The organism is Paracoccus sp. (in: a-proteobacteria) (genome assembly GCF_030536915.1).
In the GTDB taxonomy this organism is placed as follows: Bacteria; Pseudomonadota; Alphaproteobacteria; order Rhodobacterales; family Rhodobacteraceae; genus Paracoccus.
The window spans coordinates 26,540-41,604 of record NZ_JAUNPC010000021.1 but is presented as its reverse complement, the minus strand read 5'-3'; the positions used below and the strand labels follow the sequence as shown (position 1 = coordinate 41,604).

Genomic DNA, 15,065 nt, shown 5'->3' with positions numbered 1-15,065 from the left:
GTCCTGCAACATCTATTCGACCCAGGACCACGCCGCGGCCGCCATCGCCGCCGCCGGCATCCCCGTCTTCGCCGTCAAGGGCGAGACGCTGGAGGAATACTGGTCCTACACCGACCGCATCTTCCAGTTCCGCGACGGCGCGAACATGATCCTCGACGATGGCGGCGACGCCACGATGTACATCCTGCTGGGCGCGCGGGTCGAGGCCGGAGAGATCGACCTGATCGCCCGTCCCGAGTCCGACGAGGAGGAGGCGCTGTTCGCCCAGATTCGCAAGCGGATTACGCACTCGCCGGGCTGGTTCGCGCAGCAGCGCAACGCGATCCGTGGCGTCAGCGAGGAAACCACAACCGGCGTTCATCGCCTGTATGACCTGCACAAGCAGGGCCGCCTGCCGTTTCCCGCGATCAACGTGAATGACAGCGTCACCAAGTCCAAGTTCGACAACAAGTATGGCTGCAAGGAATCGCTGGTGGATGGCATCCGCCGGGCGACCGACGTGATGATGGCGGGCAAGGTCGCCGTCGTCTGCGGCTACGGCGATGTGGGCAAGGGCTCGGCCGCCTCGCTGCAAGGGGCAGGCGCGCGGGTGAAGGTCACGGAAGTCGATCCGATCTGCGCCCTGCAGGCCGCCATGGACGGGTTCGAGGTCGTGCTGCTTGAGGACGTGGTCTCCACCGCCGACATCTTCGTGACCGCCACCGGCAACAAGGACGTGATCCGCATCGAGCACATGCGCGAGATGAAGGACATGGCCATCGTCGGCAACATCGGCCATTTCGACAACGAGATCCAGGTCGCCGCCCTTCGCAACCACAAGTGGACCAACATCAAGGACCAGGTGGACATGATCGAGATGCCCTCGGGCAATCGCATCATCCTTTTGTCCCAAGGCCGCCTGCTGAACCTCGGCAACGCCACGGGGCATCCGTCCTTCGTCATGTCGGCCAGCTTCACCAACCAGGTGCTGGCGCAGATCGAGCTTTGGACCAAGGGTGACGAGTATCAGCCCGGCGTCTACATCTTGCCCAAGGCGCTGGATGAAAAGGTCGCGCGGCTGCACCTGGGCCGGATCGGGGTGAAGCTGACGGAACTGTCGCGCGATCAGGCCGATTATATCGGCGTGCCGGCTGACGGTCCCTTCAAGTCCGAGCATTACCGCTACTGATGCGCCTTCTCTGGTGGATCATCGGGATCCTGGCTGTCGTCCTGGCCTTCGCCGGGACGGTGCTGCCGATCGTGCCCACCGTGCCCTTCCTGATCGTGGCGGCCTTTGCCTTCAACCGCTCGTCGCCGCGCTTCCACCACATGCTGATGACGCACCGGGTCTTCGGCCCCCAGATCCGGGACTGGCAGGAACACCGGGCCATCGATCCCCGCGTCAAGGTGATCGTCTGCGTCAGCATGGCAATCGGCCTCTGCATCAGCTGGTTCATCCTGCCGCATCCCTACTGGGCCGTGCAGGTGGCGGTCCTTGCGCTAGTCGCGGTCTTCATCGTCACCCGCGCCAACCCCCCGACCCTTCCCTGAGCCTCAGCCGCCCCGGATCAGCCGCTTGATCCCGGCCACATGATCCGGCGCGGCGCCCAGCGCATCGGCGGCAAGCGCCTTGGCCGTTTCCATCAGCGCCTCGGGCGGCACGATGCGGTCCAGCAGGCCCCAGGACAGCGCCGTTTCCGCGTCGATCCGCTGTCCCGCCATCAGGATCATCGCCGCCCGCGACGGCCCCGCCAGCGCGGCCAGCCGGGCCGGGTCCGAGGGCTGGGGCAGGAAACCCAGTTTCATCACCGGATAGAAGATGCGCGCCTCGGGTACCGCGATCCGCAGGTCGCAGGCGAGCACCATTCCCAGCGCGCCCCCCGCCGCCGTGCCGTTCAGGGCGGCGATGGTCAGCGCTGGGGCTTGGGCGATGGCGCCCGACAGTTCCTCCCACAAGGGCGAGGTCGCAAGCCCCGCCCGCGCGGCTTCAAGATCAGCCCCCGCCGAGAAGACGCGGCCTTGCCCCGTCAGCACGATGGCGCGGGCGCCTTGGGCGCAGGCATCGCGCAGGGCATCGATCAGCGCCTGGATCATGTCCGCGGTCAGGGCATTGGCCTTGTCGGGCCGGTTCAACAGGATCGTGAAGAACCCCTCGCGCGTGCAATTCGTTTCGATCAAACCCACTGCCTCCTTTGATGCGGCGCCCGGATATGCAAGATTCGCCCTGCCGCGACCAACCACGCCGCCGACGTTTCTTGAAGGAATCGCTTTATGTTCTTGCGAACGACCACCTCTGTACTGGCCGTGCTGGCCTGGGCGGCCCCCGCGATGGCCGATGTCACCCCTGCGGAAGTCTGGCAGAACTGGGTCGAATACTACAAGGCCAACGGCTACACCGTCACCGAGGGCGCGCGGGACGAGGCGGGCGAAACCCTGACGCTGCGCGACGTGGTGATCGGCTACGAGGTGCCCGAGGACGAGACACGGGTCGAGTTCCGCACCCCCGAGATCACCCTGACCGGCACCGGCGACGGCCGGGTGCGGACCACGCTGGCGGAAACCACGCCCGCGACGGCAAGCTTCCGCAATTCGGACGGCGAGCAGGTCACGCTGAACGGATCGTTGGTCGCGCGGGACACCGAGATCGTCTCGGGCGGCACCGCTGCTGACATGACCCATGACACCCGCTCGGGCGAACTGACGCTGGCGCTGGATACGGTGCAGACCGGGGAAGAGACGCGCCAGGTGCCGGTCACGCTGAAGCTGTTGAACGCCACCAGCCGCCAGCAGATCGCGGATGGCGACCTCATGCGCTTTGACGCGACCATGGTCGCCGAGCGGGTCGAGTTCGCCGCCGCCTATGCCGATCCCGAGGATGCAGAGGCGCCGGGCCGGGTCAACGTGACAAGCTCTCTGACGGGGCTGCAGGGTTCCAGCGCGGGCACCATTCCCAAGGGGGCGGATGCCTCCGAGGACATGGCGGGTGCCTTGCGGGCGGGCATGGACGTGAGCGCGACGATATCGGCCGGGCCGGGCAGCCTGGACCTGGACTTCGCCGGGAAGGACGAGGAAGGGCAGGAGGACACCGTCCGCGCCAACTCGGCCCTGCAGGGGTTCGAGGTGACGCTGGCGCTGGGACCGGACGGGCTGAAATACCAGGGCGCGCTCGATTCGACCCAGACCGAGCTGACCGTCAGCGACCTGCCCGCGCCGATCAGCTATGCCATCGAGGAAGGCACCTTCGACGTGCAGTTCCCCGTGCTGAAAGCGGATGAGCCCGCGCCCTTCAAGTTCGCCTATTCCGTCGCCGGACTGACGCTGGCCGACAGCGTCTGGGACCTGTTCGACAGCGCCCGCACCCTGCCGCGGAACCCGGCCAGTATCGACATCGACCTGACCGGGCTGGTGCGCGTGGCCATGGACCTGTTCGACCCGGCGCTGATGGCCGCGGACGGACCGACCCCGCCCGGCACCGACGAGATGCAGGCCGACGGCAGCGCCGCGCTGCCCGATCCGGCCGAGGAGGAGGCGCCGAGCCCCTTCGAGCCGGTGCAGGTCACCATCAACCAGTTTGCCATCGACGCGCTGGGCGCCAGCATCGACGCCTCGGGCGAGCTGGCGGTGCCGGAAGGCGGCGACCCGGACCAGCCGGTGGGCGCGGTGAACGCGCGCCTTGAAGGCATCGACGGCCTGATCGACCGGCTGGTGCAACTGGGCGTCATCGCGCAGGAGGAAGTCGCGGGCTACCGCCTGATGCTGGCGCTGTTCGCCCGCCCCGCGCCCGAAGGCGGGGACGCCATGGTGGCGGATTTCGAGTTCCGCGAGGGCGGCCAGATCTTTGCCAATGGCCAGCAGGTGAAGTAACACCGCGCATCGACGCCATATCGCGGGGGCCGGCGCCGTCCGGCCCCTTCGCGCATCCAAGGGAATGCATGTCCATGACCCGATCCGACCCCCATGACCTTGCCCGGCTGACCGGGGCGCTGCTGTCAGCCGCCCGCGCAGCCGGCGCGACCGAGGCCGACGCCCTGGCCGTTTCGGGCGAGTCGCTGTCGGTCGAGGTCCGGGGCGGGGCGCTGGAACAGGCCGGGCGCGCCGAGGGCGTCGAGATCGGCCTGCGGGTGATCGTCGGCGGCCGGCAGGCCTGCGTGTCCGCCAGCGAACGGTCCGACCGCACCATCCGCGAGATGGCCGAGCGCGCCATGGCGATGGCCCGCGAGGCTCCGGTGGACGACAACGTGGGGCTTGCCGACCCCGCCCAGCTTGCGCGCGACCGCGACGTGGCGGCGCTGGAACTGGACGACGGCGCCCCCGCGCCGGAACCGCCCGCGCTGCTGGACATGGCGCTCAGGGCCGAGGCGGCGGCGCGGGCGGTCGAAGGCATCAGCATGGTGGAATCGGCCGGCGCCTCGACAATGCACCGGCGGATGTGGCTGGCGGGCACCAACGGTTTTTCAGGCGGCTATGGCCGCAGCAGCCACGGACTTTCCGCCGTCGCCATCACCGGCGAGGGTCTGGGGATGGAACGCGACTGGGCCGGCGAGGCCCGCGTCTGGGCCGAGGACCTGCCCAGCCCCGAGGAGATCGGCCGCCTTGCGGGCGCGCGCACCGTGGCGCGCAAGGGCGCCCGGAAGCCCCCGACCGGCGCCTTCCCGATCCTTTATGACGAGCGTGTGGCGGGGTCGCTGGTCTCGCACCTGCTGTCGGCGGTGAACGGCAGCGCGGTGGTGCGGGGGTCGAGCTGGCTCAGGAACGACATGGGCCAGCCGGTGCTGCCGCCGGGCTTCGACCTGTCCGAGAACCCGCGCCAGCCGCGCCATCCGGCATCGCGCCCCTTCGATGCCGAGGGATTGGCGACCGCGCCGCGCATGATCGTGGCGGACGGGGTGCTGCAGGGCTGGACGCTGGATCTGGCGACCGCGCGCAAGCTGGGGATGGCCTCGACCGGGAACGCGATGCGCGGCACCTCCTCTCCGCCCTCGCCGGGGATCACCAATGTCGCGCTGACGGCGGGAAAGGCCAGCCCCGATGACCTGATCCGCGACATGGGGCGGGGGCTGGTCGTGACCTCGATGCTGGGCGCCTCGATCAACGCGACGACGGGGGATTACTCGCGCGGGGCGGCAGGCTTCTGGGTCGAGAACGGCGAGATCGCCTGGCCCGTCAACGAATGCACCATCGCGGGGAACCTGCGCGAGATGCTGATGCGGATCACCGCCGCCGACGACCTGCCCGAGTGGCGAGGCCTGCGCGTCCCCAGCCTGCTGGTCGAAGGGATGACCGTTGCCGGAAGCTGACCTCGACCTGATCACCCGGGCGGCCGAGGACGCCGGGCAGATCGCGCTGGCCCATTGGCGCGGCGACTACCGCCATTGGGAAAAGGACGCGGGCGCCGGTCCCGTGACCGAGGCCGACCTGGCCGTCAACGCCGCGCTTGAGCAGGCGCTACGCGCCGCGCGTCCCGATTACGGCTGGCTCAGCGAGGAAAGCCCCGAGGACCCGCGCCGTGCGGATGCCGCCCGCGTCTTTGTCGTCGATCCCATCGACGGCACTCGCGCCTTCATGGCGGGCGAGGACGGCTTTGCCGTGGCGGTGGCCGTGGTCGAGGATGGACAGCCCATCGCCGGCGTCGTCCACCAGCCTGCCCGAGGCGTGACCTATGCGGCCGCGGCGAATGGCCCCGCCACCCGCAACGGCCAGCCGATCCGCCCGCGCGCCGTGCGGCTGGAGGGTGCGGAGGTGCTGACCACAAAGGCGGCGCTGGACCCGATGTTCTGGCGCGGCGGCCGGGTGCCCCCGTTCAGGCGCAGCTTCCGGCCGTCGCTGGCATGGCGGCTCTGCCTCGTGGCCGAGGGGCGGTTCGACGCGACCTTGTCGATGCGCCCGGTCTGGGAATGGGACATCGCGGCGGCAAGCCTGATCGCCGGGCGGGCGGGCTGCGGCGTGACCGACCGGCGCGGGCGGCCCCTGCGCTTCAACCGGGTGCCGCCCTTGGGCGACGGGCTGATCGTGGCGCCGCCCGCGCTGCACGGCGAACTGGTTGCGGCGCTGGACGTTGAGCCGCCGCAACACGCGGGCGCTGGAACCGGAAAGGCCGCAGGATGAACCGACTGCCCCCCGAAACGCTCGACCGCCTGGCCGATGCGATCAGCTTCCAGCCCGACAACGAACCGGGCCGCGTCTTCCGCGAGGCCCTAGGCCGCTTTGCCACCGGCGTCACCGTGGTCACGGCCACGGGGCCGCAGGGACCGGTGGGGATGACGGTCAACAGCTTCACCAGCGTCTCGCTGGATCCGCCGCTGGTGCTGTGGTGCCCGGCGCGGTCGTCCTCGCGCCACGCGATCTTCGCGGATGCCCAAGCCTGGTCGATCCATGTGCTGGGGGCCGAGCAACTGGACATCTGCCTGCGATTCACCCGTGGCGGGCCGCAGTTCGAGGGGCTGGAGCTTGGGCAAACCACGCTGGGCACGCCCCTGATCCCCGGAGTCGCCGCGCGCTTCGACTGCCACGCCCATGCGGTCCATGACGGCGGCGACCACAGCCTGCTGCTGGGCCGGGTGGCCGAGGTCACGGTCGGCGGGCCGGACGACCATCCGCTGGTCTTCGCGGCGGGTCGCTTCGGCGCGTTCCAGCCCGACGAGTAGACCTCAGCCCAGCGGCTCGAGTTCCGGCAGGGGCTCCAGCGGCGGCAGCGGGTCCAGGGTGAAGATCGGGTCCGTGCGCGGCGCGCTGGTGCGGACCGTCGCCCCCGGCCCGCCCAGCGTCGCGATCTGCGCCGCAAGCTGGGCAATGGCCGCGTTCTGGGCCGCGGCGATGGCGGCGGGCGCGGCGGGGGGATTTCTTCCGCTGGCGGGTTGCGCCCCGGGGATCGGAACGGCGATGTCGAAGTTGCGGGCATGGTTGGTCCCCCCCGCGCTGTCCTGCGAGACGTAATAGCGCCCGCTCAGCCGGTAGACCCCGTCAAGCTGCGCCAGCGCCTTTTCCACCCGCACCAAGAGCCTCCGGCGCGGTGGCTCGGCCAAAGGCCAGGGCTCGGCGATCACCGTCGCCCCCGACATGTCCGAGATCGCGCGGGCAAGCGTCAGGGTGAAGGCCCGTTCCGGCACATCGGCCCACAGGTTGCGCGGGTTCGACCGCACCGCGCCGTCGGCGGTCTGCCAGGCGATCTCGCCATTCCCGGCATATTCCGGCAGCGACACGTCGGCCAGTTCGGCGGTGCCGAGATTGTTGGCCACCCGCATGGCCGGGGTCGGCGGGTCGATCAGGAAGCGCGCCGTCTTTTCGGGGTTCGAGCAGCCGGCCAGCGCCGCAAGGGCCAGAAGCGAGATTGCAAGGCGCATGGTCTATCGTCCCAAGATAAAGGCGCGCGGGTTGCGCTCGATGGAGGAAGCGAGGCTGCCGAAGGATTCGGCCGCCCGGCGCAGGCTGCGCAAGGTGTTGACGGTTTCGGTGTTGAAGGCGCCCCGGTCGCCATAGGCGGCGATCACCGCCTCGGCCCGCGCGGCAAGCTGCTGGAAGCGCAGCGACAGGCCGGGCAGGGTGCTGGCCGCCTGCGCGATCTGGTCGGCCGCCCGCCGCGCCGATTGCAGCGCCGCGTTCAGGTTGCCCGCCGCGCCGCCTTCGCGCAATTCGTTCATCAGCGCCGAGGCCGCCTGCAGCGTGTCCGACAGGTTGCGCGGCAGTTGTTCGGCATCCTCGCTGCCCAGCATCGCACGCAGGTCCTCGATCAGGCCAGTGGCCGAGGCGCTGATGCCGGCGAAGTCGAACTCCTCGACGGCGATGGCGGCTTCCTCCATTTCGGCCACCATTTCCGGCACGTCGGCGGCGGCTTCGGTGACGGCGGCGGCAGCGGCGCTGGCCTCGTCCATGAAGCTTGCCACGCGTTCCGCGATCCGGCCCTCGCGCATGTCGGCGGCGATCGCCCCGATGTCGCCTGCGGCGGAACCCAACTGGTCCACGGCATCGCCCAGCCGTCCGGGCAGGCTGCGCGCGGCATCGGTCCCCAGCACGCCGCGGATGTCATCGACCGCCGACCGGACCGAGGCGCCCAGGCTGGTGAAATCGACCTCGCGGATCGAATCCGTGGCGGTTTCCACGTTCGCGGCGATCTGCGGCAGGCGGTCGGCCACGCCGTTCAGCTTGCCCGCGATCTCGCTGGCCGTGGCGGTGGCGCCAGCCACGTTTTCCACCACGCCCGAGGCACGCAGCTCCTGCGTGGCGCTGCGGATCTCGGTCATCGTGACATTCGCCTCGTCGATGGTGCGGCGCAGCGATCCGGGGATCGCGCGGGTGTCCTGTGAACTGGCGATGGCGGTGACGCTGTTCATCATGTCGGTGGCGGATTTCAGCAGTTCTTCCAGCCTGAGGTTGCCGATGCGCGCCATGAAGCCCTGCGCCGTGGTCGAGATGTCGGACAGGTCCGGGGGCGCCGCGGGGATGATGGGATAAGGCTCGGCATCCGTGACGATCCGCGCGGCAGGCGCGTCCGGCAGGTCCACCAGTTCCACCATCAGCGAGGTGCCAAGGAAACCCGCGCCGGTCACGCGGGCGCGCAGGCCCTGTTCGACCCCGCCGGCCAGGAAGGCCAGCGCGTCCTCGGGTCCCGCATCGTCCGGCAGGCCCATGCGCTGCGGAGAGACCGCCAGCGTGATGTCCTGCAGCACCTGCCCGGGCTGGCCGTCCGGCCCCTGGGTCACGCGCACCGAAAGGCCCGTGACCCGGCCCACGGTCAGGCCTTGGAACTGGACGTCCGCGCCTTCGGTCAGCCCGCGCACCGCATCCGTCATCAGCATGGTCAGCCGCAGCTCGTCCTGCGGCGAGGCGGCGAACAGGCTGTTGCCCGCCGTCTGCCGGTCGGGCTGCAACTGGAACAGATGGCCCGCCTGCACCGGCTGGCCGCCCGAGGACAGGGTGGCGAACTCGGCTCCGCCCTGCAGCAGCGAGGACAGCGAGCTGACGTTCAGCGAGATGCCCTGCGCCCCCAGCGACACCGAAAAGCCCGAGGTGTCCCAGAACACCGTCGTCGTGGTCAGTTGCTGGTCATGGGGCGCCTCGATGAAGACGTCGGCGACCACCGATTCCTCGCCATCCGACAGGCGCAGGTTCTGCATCCGCCCGACCGCGAGGCCGCGGTAGAAGATCGGGGCGCCCTCGCTCATCCCCGAGGCGTCGTTGGCGGCAAGCTGCACCCAGGTGCCCCGTTCGTTGCTGCGGGTCAGGGGTGCGCGTTCCAGCCCCTCGTGGACGCCGGTCTCGGCGGGGCCCGGCTCGTTGTCCCACCAGCCCTCGATGAAGGCGCCGGTCAGCACGGTGTCGAGCCGCGAGATGCCCTGCGCGGAAACCTGGGGGCGGACGATCCAGAACTCGGCCTCGTCGTCGATGAACTGGGCGATGTCCTTGTCCACGCGGATGTCCACGATCACCCGCTGCAGGTCGGGGGTGAAGCGCACGGCCTCGACCCGGCCCACCGGGATCTCGCGGAAGCGCAGCTCGGTTTCGCCCGGCGTGATGCCGGTGGCGTCGTTGAAGGCGACCGAGATCTCGGTCCCGCGCCCGGTATAGGCGTTCCAGGCCAGCGCCATCGTCACCAGAAGCGCGATGATCGGCACGGCCCAGATGACCGAAACGCTGGCGCGGGCGGCGCGGGCGGCGGTGCGGCGCACGGGGCTGGCCGGGCGCAGCGGCGCGCCGGCCGCATCCGCGCGGGTTGCGTTGTCTGGCGGGGGCATGTCGGTCATTCGGCGGTCTTGTCCTTGCGCGTGCGAAGCGGCAACCCGCGCCAGATCAACCGCGGATCGAAGCTGAGCGCCGAAAGCATGGTAAAGGCAACCGACAGCGCGAAGCTGACGGCGGCCGGGCCGGGGTGGATCGAGGCCACGAAGCCCAGTTGCACCAGCGCCGACAGGATCGCCACCACAAAGACGTCGATCATCGACCAGCGGCCGATGAATTCCACCGCCTCCAGCGCGCGCAGGCGGGTGTGGGCGGCCTCGACGGTGGCGGGCTTTCCGGCGACGCGGGCAAGCCAGGCGATCACGATGAACTTGCCGACCGGCACCACGATCGAGGCCACGAAGACGATCGCCGCGATGCCGTAGTTGCCGTATCGCATCAGGTCAATCACGCCGCCGAGAATCGTGGATTCCGTGTTTCCGGCCAGCCCCAGGAAGGACTGCGTCCGCAGCATCGGCCAGAGATTCGCGGGGATGTAGAAGATCAGCCCGGCCAGCCACCAGGCCCAGACCGCCTGCAGGCTGCGCCGGTCGGGCGGGACCAGCCGCGCCCCGCAGCGGCCGCAGACTTCGCTTTCCGACGGCCAGACCCGGCCGCAGCCGCGGCAGCCGATCAGCCCGGCCCGGTGGGCGGTCAGGACGGGGCCGTGGTCGGACAGCCGGTCATGGCCACTCATCCGGCGGTGTCCGGGGCGGGGGGCGCGCCTTCGACGGTGCGGCGGTCGCGGGCGGCGGCCCCGGCGTCGGGTACGACCTCGCGCCCGTCGGTGAAGGCGCCGCGGTCCTCCAGCGTGTCCCAGATCGTCGCCGCGCAGGTGAAGACGTCGCTGGCGGCGCTGACAAGGATCAGCGCGCAGAAGGCCCAGAAGGCCGGTCCCAGGCTGACCGTCGCCAGCCCCGCCACCTTGACCAGCGCGACCGAGGTGCCGATCACGAAGATCTCGGCCATCGACCAGGGCCGCAGCAGTTCCGACAGGCGGAAGGCCTGCCCCGCGTGGCGCGCCGGCCGCCCGTTTCCGCGCATGGGCAGCAGCACATAGACCAGCAGCACCGCCCTGAGCGCCGGCAGGCCTACGATGAAGGCCAGCATCGCCACAGTCAGCGGCATCAGCCAGCCTTGGGAAAAGGCCATCGCCACCCCGAAGAGCGAGGTCGCGTTCCCCAGTCCCATGCGCGAGATTTCCAGAAACGGAAAGAACACCGCCGCCACCATCAGCACCAGCGAGGTGAAAGACAGCGCCACGATCTGGGTGAAGGCGCCCTCGCGCGGGCGGGCGAGGACGTGGCCGCAGCGGATGCAGGCGGCCTTCTCGCCGTCATGCAGTTCGGTTTCGACATGCAGGGCGTCGCAGCGCGGACAGGCGATCAGCCCCGCGCCGGTCCGCATGTCATATTGCCCCGCCTCGATCATGGGGCCCAAGATAAGCCCGCCGCGCCGCCGCGCAAGCGCGCCGCTGCGTCCGCCCCTGCTTGCCCCGGCCCGCGGCGCTGCTAGCATCGCCCGCCACAAGGGAAGGGGGTGCCGGGATGCACGATGTCGTCATCGCAGGCGCAGGCAGCGCCGGCTGCGTTCTGGCCGCAAGGCTGTCCGAGGACCCGCGCCTGCGCGTCCTGCTGATCGAGGCGGGCGAGAGCGACCGCTATCCCTGGATCCACATCCCGATCGGCTATCTTTACTGCATCGGCAACCCGCGCACCGACTGGATGTACCGCACCGCCCCCGATCCGGGATTGCACGGGCGGCAGTTGCTTTACCCGCGGGGCCGGGTGCTGGGCGGCTGCAGTTCGATCAACGGGATGCTGTATCTGCGGGGGCAGGCCGCCGATTACGACGGCTGGCGGCAGATGGGCTGCACCGGCTGGGGCTGGGACGATGTCCGGCCCCTGTTCCTCAAGTCCGAGGATTATTTTGCCGGCGCGTCCGAGCACCACGGCGCGGGCGGGCCTTGGCGGATCGAGCGGCAGCGGCTGCGCTGGGACATCCTCGACGACTGGGCCAAGGCCGCGAGCGAGGTTGGCATCCCTGCGACCGACGACTTCAACACGGGCGACAACGAGGGCGTGGGCTATTTCAAGGTCAGCCAGAAGGGCGGCTTCCGCGTCTCGGCCGCCCGCGCCTTCCTGCGCCCGGCGATGCGGCGGCCGAACTTGACGGTCCTGACCGGCCGCCACGTCCGCCGGGTCGTGTTCGAGAGCCACCGGGCCGTTGGACTGGAGCTTTATGCCGACGGCCGCGCGGAAATCGTCCGCGGCGGCCAGATCGTGCTGAGCGCGGGCGCCATCAACACCCCCCAGATCCTGCAACTGTCCGGCATCGGCCCTGGCGCCCTGCTGCAGGAGATGGGCATCCCCGTCCTGCGCGAGGCCCCTGTGGGCGAGAACCTGCAGGACCACCTGCAACTGCGCTGCAGCTGGAAGGTGTCCGAGGCGCGGACGCTGAACCAGCTTGCCCGCCGCTGGTGGGGCAAGGGCATGATCGGTGCCGAATACGCCCTGCGCCGCACGGGTCCGATGAGCATGGCCCCAAGCCAGCTTGGCGCCTTTGCCCGGTCCTCACCCGACGTGGCGTCGCCGGACCTTGAATGGCACGTCCAGCCCCTGAGCCTCGAAGCCTTCGGCCAGCCGCTGCACGACTTTGCGGCGATCACCGCCAGCGTCTGCCACCTGCGGCCCGAAAGCCGGGGCCATGTGCGGATCGCCTCGCCCGACCCGATGCACCCGCCGGTGATCGCGCCGCATTACCTGTCCACGCCGGGCGACCGGCTGACGGCGGCCCGCGCGATCCGCCTGACCCGCCGCATCATGGCGCAGGCGCCTTTGGCGAAGTATCGGCCCGAGGAGTTCAAGCCAGGGCCGGAGTTTCAGACCGACAAGGAGCTGGCCCATGCGGCGGGGCTGGTCGGCTCGACCATCTTCCATCCCGTCGGCACCGCCCGGATGGGCGCGGACGAGGGCGCGGTGGTGGACCCGCGCCTGCGTGTGCGCGGGATTGAAGGGCTGCGCGTCGTGGATGCCTCGGTCATGCCTGTGATCACGTCGGGCAACACCAATGCGCCGACGATCATGATCGCGGAAAAGGCGGCGGTGATGATGGCCGAGGAAATGCGCGGCATTTGATCCGTTAACGCCCCCGCAGGCTTTGGTCTGCTAGACCCGCCCTCGTGCAGTTGAGGGTGGCCGATGCCGTCAGACAGGAACGCCCCGCCGATCATCATCAGGCGGGTTCAGGGTGGGGCCGAGGCCGGCCACCACGGCGGCGCGTGGAAGGTGGCTTACGCGGATTTCGTGACCGCGATGATGGCCTTCTTCCTGCTGATGTGGCTGCTGAACGCCACCACCGAAAAGCAGCGGCAAGGGCTGGCCGAATATTTCGACCCGACGATCGTGAACTCGACCTCGGGCGGCGCCACGGGGATCGACGGCGGAAAGTCGGTCGAGCCTCCGGCGGACCAGTCGGCCCAAAGCGCCGCTGGCAACCGGGAACTGCAGGAAATCCAGCGCGCCCTGCAGGATGCGCTGACCGGCAGCGGCGCCGAATCGATGCAGCGGGTGAACCTGCTGCGCCATGTCGTGACCCGGATGACGGACGAAGGACTGGTGATCGAGCTTGGCGATGTCGCCCGCGCGCCCCTGTTCGAGGGCGACAGCGCCCGGCCCATGCCGGTGCTGCGCGACCTGACTGCGATCCTCGCCACCGTTCTGGGGCGGGTCAGGAACCAGGTCGCGATTGCCGGCCATGTGCGGGGCTTTCCCGAGATGCTGATCGAGAATCCGGTCTGGCCCCTGTCCGACCAGCGCGCCCATGCCGTGCGGGAACTGCTGGTCCGGGGGCGGCTGGACCAGTCCCGCATCCAGCGCGTCACCGCTTATGGCGACAAGCGGCCGAGGAACGCGAATGCGATGGACCCGGCCAACAACCGGATCGAGGTGATTTTACTCAGATGAGGCCGGTGAGGGCGCCGGCGTTAGCGGGAAATTAAGCCCTCGCGGGAATCATGCAGCGAATGACGACTCAATCAGGGTGATCCGAATGTCGATTTCCTCGTCCCTCAATGCCGGGGTTGCCGGACTGGCCGCGAATGCGACGCGGCTTGCCGGGATCTCGGACAACATCGCGAATTCCGGGACGTTCGGATACAAGCGCGTGGACACCGATTTCGAAAGCATGGTGATCAACCAGGCGCGCGGGGCCGGGCTTTATTCCGCAGGCGGCGTGCGGGCCACCGCCTCGCGCCTGGTCGACGAAAAAGGATCGCTGGTATCGTCCTCGCATCCCCTCGACATCGCCACCTCGGGCCGGGGGATGCTGCCGGTGATGCCCTCGGTCCTGCTGGGCGCGGGAATGCGCGGGCAGCCGATGATGATGACCTCGACCGGATCGTTCCGCCCCGATGCCGAAGGGGTGCTCAGGACCGATGCGGGGCTGGTGCTGATGGGCTGGCCGGCAAACCCCGACGGGACCATCCCGTCCCATCCGCGGGACACGGCGGGCGGGCTGCAGCCGGTGGTGCTGAACCAGAACCAGACCTCGTCCGACCCGACGACGCGCATCAGCCTGGGGATCAACCTGCCCGCCGGCGCCACCCGTCCCGGCGCCGCCGGCGTGCCGGAAACGACGACGATCGAGTATTACGGCTCTCTCGGCCAGTCCGAGAACCTGTTCATCACCTTCACCCCCGCCGTTCCCACCGGGACCGGCCCCGGCAACAACTGGACGATGGAGATCCGTGACGGCAACGGCGCCACGGCCAATGTTCTGGGCAGCTACATGCTGACCTTCGACGGCAGCCACGCGGGCGGCGGGACCTTGCGCTCTGTCACGACCCTTTCGGGCAGCGACTATGACCCGGCGACCGGCGCGCTGCCGCTGACGGCGCAGGGCGCGCCCCTGACGATCAACATCGGCGTTCTCGGCGGGGCGGGGGGGCTGATGCAGCTCGACAGCGCCTTTGCGCCGACGAACATCGCAAAGGACGGCTCTCCGGCAGGGAACCTGACCACGGTCGAGATCGACGAGCACGGGATGCTGCGCGCGGCCTATGACACCGGCTTCATCCGCACGATCTACCAGGTCCCGCTGGTCGATGTGCCGAACCCGAACGGGCTGATCTCGCTGAACAACCAGACCTACCAGGTTTCGCCGACTTCGGGTTCGTTCTACCTGTGGGATGCAGGCGACGGGCCGACCGGGGCTGTCGAGGGCTATGCCCGCGAAGCCTCGACCACCGATGTCGCGGCGGAACTCACCGACCTGATCCAGACCCAGCGTGCCTATTCCTCGAACGCCAAGGTCATCCAGACCGTGGACGAGATGCTGCAGGAAACCACCAACATCAAGCGCTGAGGCGCCGCGGG

General features: G+C 69.6%; 14 protein-coding genes. 9 read left to right on the top strand and 5 right to left on the bottom strand.

The genetic code is table 11. The annotated features are described in order from the left end of the window. Both Q4F04_RS05780 and Q4F04_RS05775 read left to right on the top strand, forming a co-directional pair. On the top strand, positions 1 to 1,168 hold a 1,168-nt coding region (locus Q4F04_RS05780), incomplete at its 5' end, for an adenosylhomocysteinase (protein WP_303368884.1). Then, entirely contained in the window at positions 1,168 to 1,530 is a 363-nt protein-coding gene (locus tag Q4F04_RS05775; RefSeq protein ID WP_303368883.1) for a YbaN family protein, read from the top strand. The genes Q4F04_RS05780 and Q4F04_RS05775, both read left to right, overlap by 1 nt. A gap of 3 nt (positions 1,531 to 1,533) precedes the next feature. Here the strand turns inward: Q4F04_RS05775 and Q4F04_RS05770 are convergent, their stop codons facing one another. Continuing rightward, the gene (locus Q4F04_RS05770) at positions 1,534 to 2,157 is read right to left on the bottom strand and encodes an enoyl-CoA hydratase/isomerase family protein (protein WP_303368887.1); all 624 of its coding nucleotides are present in this window, start codon (positions 2,155 to 2,157) and stop codon (positions 1,534 to 1,536) included. Between the two features lie 93 nt (positions 2,158 to 2,250). On the opposite strand from Q4F04_RS05770, the gene Q4F04_RS05765 reads away from it, so the two are divergent. From Q4F04_RS05765 to Q4F04_RS05750, 4 genes are all read left to right on the top strand, one after another. After that, positions 2,251 to 3,843: a DUF2125 domain-containing protein gene (locus Q4F04_RS05765; protein WP_303368882.1), complete on the top strand. Its 1,593-nt coding sequence runs from the start codon at positions 2,251 to 2,253 to the stop codon at positions 3,841 to 3,843. 74 nt (positions 3,844 to 3,917) lie between these two features. Further along, on the top strand, positions 3,918 to 5,276 hold the full coding sequence (locus tag Q4F04_RS05760) for a TldD/PmbA family protein (protein ID WP_303368881.1): 1,359 nt from the start codon (positions 3,918 to 3,920) through the stop codon (positions 5,274 to 5,276). Then, on the top strand, positions 5,263 to 6,084 hold the full coding sequence (locus Q4F04_RS05755; protein WP_303368880.1) for a 3'(2'),5'-bisphosphate nucleotidase CysQ: 822 nt from the start codon (positions 5,263 to 5,265) through the stop codon (positions 6,082 to 6,084). The genes Q4F04_RS05760 and Q4F04_RS05755 overlap by 14 nt, the downstream gene beginning before the upstream one ends. Next, the gene (locus Q4F04_RS05750; protein ID WP_303368879.1) at positions 6,081 to 6,623 is read left to right on the top strand and encodes a flavin reductase family protein; all 543 of its coding nucleotides are present in this window, start codon (positions 6,081 to 6,083) and stop codon (positions 6,621 to 6,623) included. The genes Q4F04_RS05755 and Q4F04_RS05750 overlap by 4 nt, the downstream gene beginning before the upstream one ends. Before the next feature lie 3 nt (positions 6,624 to 6,626). Here the strand turns inward: Q4F04_RS05750 and Q4F04_RS05745 are convergent, their stop codons facing one another. From Q4F04_RS05745 to Q4F04_RS05730, 4 genes are read right to left on the bottom strand one after another with little or no spacing between them, the layout of a single operon-like run. Further along, entirely contained in the window at positions 6,627 to 7,319 is a 693-nt protein-coding gene (locus Q4F04_RS05745; RefSeq protein WP_303368878.1) for a membrane integrity-associated transporter subunit PqiC, read from the bottom strand. A 3-nt stretch (positions 7,320 to 7,322) separates the two neighbouring features. Continuing rightward, entirely contained in the window at positions 7,323 to 9,716 is a 2,394-nt protein-coding gene (locus Q4F04_RS05740; protein WP_303368877.1) for an intermembrane transport protein PqiB, read from the bottom strand. Further along, the gene (locus Q4F04_RS05735; protein ID WP_303368876.1) at positions 9,713 to 10,387 is read right to left on the bottom strand and encodes a paraquat-inducible protein A; all 675 of its coding nucleotides are present in this window, start codon (positions 10,385 to 10,387) and stop codon (positions 9,713 to 9,715) included. The genes Q4F04_RS05740 and Q4F04_RS05735 overlap by 4 nt, the downstream gene beginning before the upstream one ends. Next, positions 10,384 to 11,121, bottom strand: coding sequence for a paraquat-inducible protein A (locus tag Q4F04_RS05730; protein ID WP_303368886.1), 738 nt, complete (start codon positions 11,119 to 11,121; stop codon positions 10,384 to 10,386). Before Q4F04_RS05730 ends, Q4F04_RS05735 begins: the two co-directional genes overlap by 4 nt. Positions 11,122 to 11,237: 116 nt before the next feature. Here Q4F04_RS05730 and Q4F04_RS05725 point away from each other — a divergent pair, with 116 nt between their 5' ends. From Q4F04_RS05725 to Q4F04_RS05715, 3 genes are all read left to right on the top strand, one after another. Beyond that, positions 11,238 to 12,827 (top strand): GMC family oxidoreductase, encoded by a 1,590-nt coding sequence (locus Q4F04_RS05725; protein WP_303368875.1) that lies wholly within the window; start codon positions 11,238 to 11,240, stop codon positions 12,825 to 12,827. 63 nt (positions 12,828 to 12,890) lie between these two features. Beyond that, entirely contained in the window at positions 12,891 to 13,655 is a 765-nt protein-coding gene (locus tag Q4F04_RS05720) for a flagellar motor protein MotB (RefSeq protein ID WP_303368874.1), read from the top strand. Between the two features lie 85 nt (positions 13,656 to 13,740). Beyond that, complete coding sequence (locus Q4F04_RS05715) at positions 13,741 to 15,054, top strand: flagellar hook protein FlgE (RefSeq protein ID WP_303368873.1); 1,314 nt, start codon at positions 13,741 to 13,743, stop codon at positions 15,052 to 15,054. The last annotated feature ends 11 nt before the right edge of the window (positions 15,055 to 15,065 follow it).